This is a genomic window from Cryobacterium sp. Sr8 (assembly GCF_004403225.1).
GTDB lineage: Bacteria > Actinomycetota > Actinomycetes > Actinomycetales > Microbacteriaceae > Cryobacterium > Cryobacterium psychrotolerans.
The window spans coordinates 1-2,879 of record NZ_SOHO01000003.1 but is presented as its reverse complement, the minus strand read 5'-3'; the positions used below and the strand labels follow the sequence as shown (position 1 = coordinate 2,879).

General features: G+C 62.3%; 3 protein-coding genes and 1 pseudogene. 2 read left to right on the top strand and 2 right to left on the bottom strand.

What is annotated here, in order from left to right:
• Positions 1-106 precede the first annotated feature (106 nt).
• Together E3T54_RS00195 and E3T54_RS00190 are read left to right on the top strand one after the other, a co-directional pair.
• Positions 107-316 (top strand): annotated as a pseudogene (locus E3T54_RS00195) (IS3 family transposase); the annotation flags it as partial.
• A gap of 215 nt (positions 317-531) precedes the next feature.
• Positions 532-1,005 carry a hypothetical protein gene (locus tag E3T54_RS00190; protein ID WP_134474067.1) on the top strand — a complete coding sequence of 158 codons (474 nt, stop codon included), beginning with the start codon at positions 532-534 and terminating at the stop codon, positions 1,003-1,005.
• A gap of 39 nt (positions 1,006-1,044) precedes the next feature.
• On the opposite strand, the gene E3T54_RS00185 is transcribed toward E3T54_RS00190, so the two are convergent.
• Together E3T54_RS00185 and rbsD are read right to left on the bottom strand one after the other, a co-directional pair.
• On the bottom strand, positions 1,045-2,121 hold the full coding sequence (locus E3T54_RS00185) for a tartrate dehydrogenase (protein ID WP_134474066.1): 1,077 nt from the start codon (positions 2,119-2,121) through the stop codon (positions 1,045-1,047).
• A 126-nt stretch (positions 2,122-2,247) separates the two neighbouring features.
• The gene (gene rbsD, locus E3T54_RS00180) at positions 2,248-2,652 is read right to left on the bottom strand and encodes a D-ribose pyranase (protein WP_134474065.1); all 405 of its coding nucleotides are present in this window, start codon (positions 2,650-2,652) and stop codon (positions 2,248-2,250) included.
• Between the last annotated feature and the right edge of the window lie 227 nt (positions 2,653-2,879).

Genomic DNA, 2,879 nt, shown 5'->3' with positions numbered 1-2,879 from the left:
CGAGGAACGACTCCGTTACCTCGAACGAGGCCGCGCGACCGGGAGCAGCCCCTAAATCATCGAAAAACAATCCATGCCGAATAATTGACCCCGATTAGCCGGTTAATGCGGCGACAACGCCGCGATGGAGTCGTTCTTCGCGCTCCTGCAGAAGAACGTCCTCGACCGGCAGCGCTGGGCGACGAGGGAGGAACTGCGCCTCGCGATCGTCGTCTGGATCGAGCGGACCTACCACCGGAAGCGCCGGCAACGCCGCCTTGGCAAGCTCACCCCGATCGAGTTTAAGACAATACACATGGGCCTCAAGGCCGCCTGAAACCACTAACCCCTTGAGTCAACTGAACTCGGGGCAGTCCCGGAAGAGCGCCGGATGAAGGTCGAAGACATCCGCAAGATCCCCGAGGGCAAAGCCCTCCTGCTCTACCGCGAGAAAGAAGCCATCGTGCAACTCACCCCCTGATGGAAACGCCCCGACGCCGACCAACTCCACCAGTCCCAGGAATGGTCCCTGGGACTCGAGGGAATCACCGCATGAACGACGAGGACCTCGACCCAATGAGTATCGAAGGCCTCGACGCCCGCCTCGTCAACGTCGAAACGATCCTGCCCGACCTCTTCGACATGTACGAACTCCGGGCTGCAGGCGGGCCGTACTACTGGGCGGCACTCGACCACGACGAGGCGGTCAAACTGTGGGACGAGCTCGGCAAGTTCGTCACCTGGCTCGACAGCAGGTACCTCACCAACCTGGCCGACCCCAGCTACCGGCTCCCGGGCTGCTGGTACCGCCACCCCATCGCCGTCGAAGAGCTCACCGCGCTCATAGTCTCGCATAGGGCTGCGTACGACACCCGCTCCGCCAAAGCCTCCTCCGCGCTCGTCGACTGGCACAACGCGCACTCTGGCCGACTCTCGACTCGCTCAAGCTCCGTGCCGGCCTGGCCGGATGCCGCGACCGCAGCGAACACCGCGAACCCCACGCCGGCCCGGGTACATTCAGCATGACCGACGAATACCGACACGTCGACGGCCGGCGCACCTGAGTCAGTTGAGGTATCGCAGAATCGTCGCAGTCACTTCCGCGGTGTTCGCTTCCCCGCCCAAGTCGCGGGGCAGCACGCCGGCTGCGGTCGTGCGATCGATAGCGCGCTCGATACGGTCGGCCTCCGCTGGGAAACCGAGATGGCGCAGCATGAGGGCGGCGCTCTCGATTGCCCCGATCGGATTAGCGATGCCAAGGCCGGCGATGTCGGGCGCACTGCCGTGCACGGCCTCGAACATGCTCGGCGTACGCCGCTCCGGGTTTAGGTTGGCGCTACCGGCAAGACCCAGGCTTCCGGCCAGCGCGCTGCCGAGATCAGACAAGATGTCAGCGTGGAGATTCGAGGCGACCACCACAGACAACTGCTCGGGGTGCAGTACAAAGCGTGCGGCCATCGCGTCAACAAGGCAGGTGTCGATCTCAACATCGGGGTAATCATGCGCAACCCTCTTGAAAACGTCGTCCCATAACACCATCCCGTACTGCTGCGCGTTGCTCTTGGTTACACTCGTGAGCTTCTTGCGGACACGCGTCCGAGCCACCTCAAAGGCGTAGCGGATGATTCGTTCGCAACCTACTTCGGTGAAAACCGAGGATTGCACGGCTATCTCTCCGCCAGGCAAACGCCCTCCGAAATTTCGACCGCCGAAGCCTGAATATTCGCCCTCGCTGTTCTCGCGCACGACAATCCAATCAAGCTCAACCTCGTCGGCTTTCCGAAGCGGGCTTTTCACGCCGGGGAGAAATCGGACCGGTCGGACGTTGGCCCACTGGTCAAGCCCCTGGCAGATGGCTATGCGCAGACCCCATAAACTCACGTGGTCGGGCACAGTCGGCCACCCTACTGCGCCGAAGTAGATGGCATCGAAGTCTCGCAGAGCCGCCACTCCACCCTCTTGCATCATGGACCCGGTCGCTTCGTAGTACTCACAACCCCACGGAAGTTCGGTCCACTCGACGGCGAGTCGTCCATCAGATGCCGCGGCAAGCGCGTCGATCACGCGACGCCCAGCGGCCACCACCTCCGCTCCGATGCCATCGCCTGGGATCGCTGCGATTCTTAGCGGGGCAATAGTCAAGGTGTGGCCTCATATTTCGTTTATGTTGTCCGGTGGTCGGCGGGTGTCGCCTGGTCGGGTCGGCTTCTCTGGGTTTGCTCCCTGTATCGTCGGCGATTCTTCCTTCGAGGCCCCAATCGGGCCTCCCTAGAAGGGAACGCCCGAGTATAAGAGAACGTTGGAGTACGGCGTGAACTCGCCGGAGCGAACCACCGCGCGAGCCTGGTGTGTCTTCTGCTTGAACTCGGTGTGCGGCACGAACTCCACTGAAACACCGACCTCGTCCAACCGTTGCGTGATTGCCTGCAACATTTCGGGGCTGTCCTCGACCATTTCAAGCGAAACTATGGCCTTCTCGACAACGAACTCCGCCAGAACCGTTTCCAGAACGTCGAGGAAGGGCGGTGTTCCGGCTCGGTACGCCAGATCGATTCGCTCGACTGATGAGGGAATGGGAAGGCCGGCATCGGCCACGACGATGGAGTCGGTGTGCCCGCATTCGGATATCACTCGCGAAAGTTGTGGGTGCAGGGTGCCGTTGTTGCGTCTCACTGTTTCCTCGTGTTTTCTTACGTCGTTCTACTCGCCTGAATGTGGTTTGCCGAAGGCAGCGTGGTACCGACGGGGCGATGCATAGTCTGCACCGCCCGTCAGCGGCATCGTGGGCTGCGCTCAGCCGCGCGGAAGCGCGTTGCCGTCGGCGTCGAGGTAGTCGCGCCACGACCGCTTCGGGGTCCAGCCGAGCATGCGCTGCGCCTTCGCGCTGGAGATTCCCGAGG

What these genes read in the sequence shown, in the direction of transcription:
- E3T54_RS00190 (WP_134474067.1), top strand. Translation starts at nt 532, where the DNA reads ATGAACGACGAGGACCTCGACCCAATGAGTATCGAAGGCCTCGACGCC.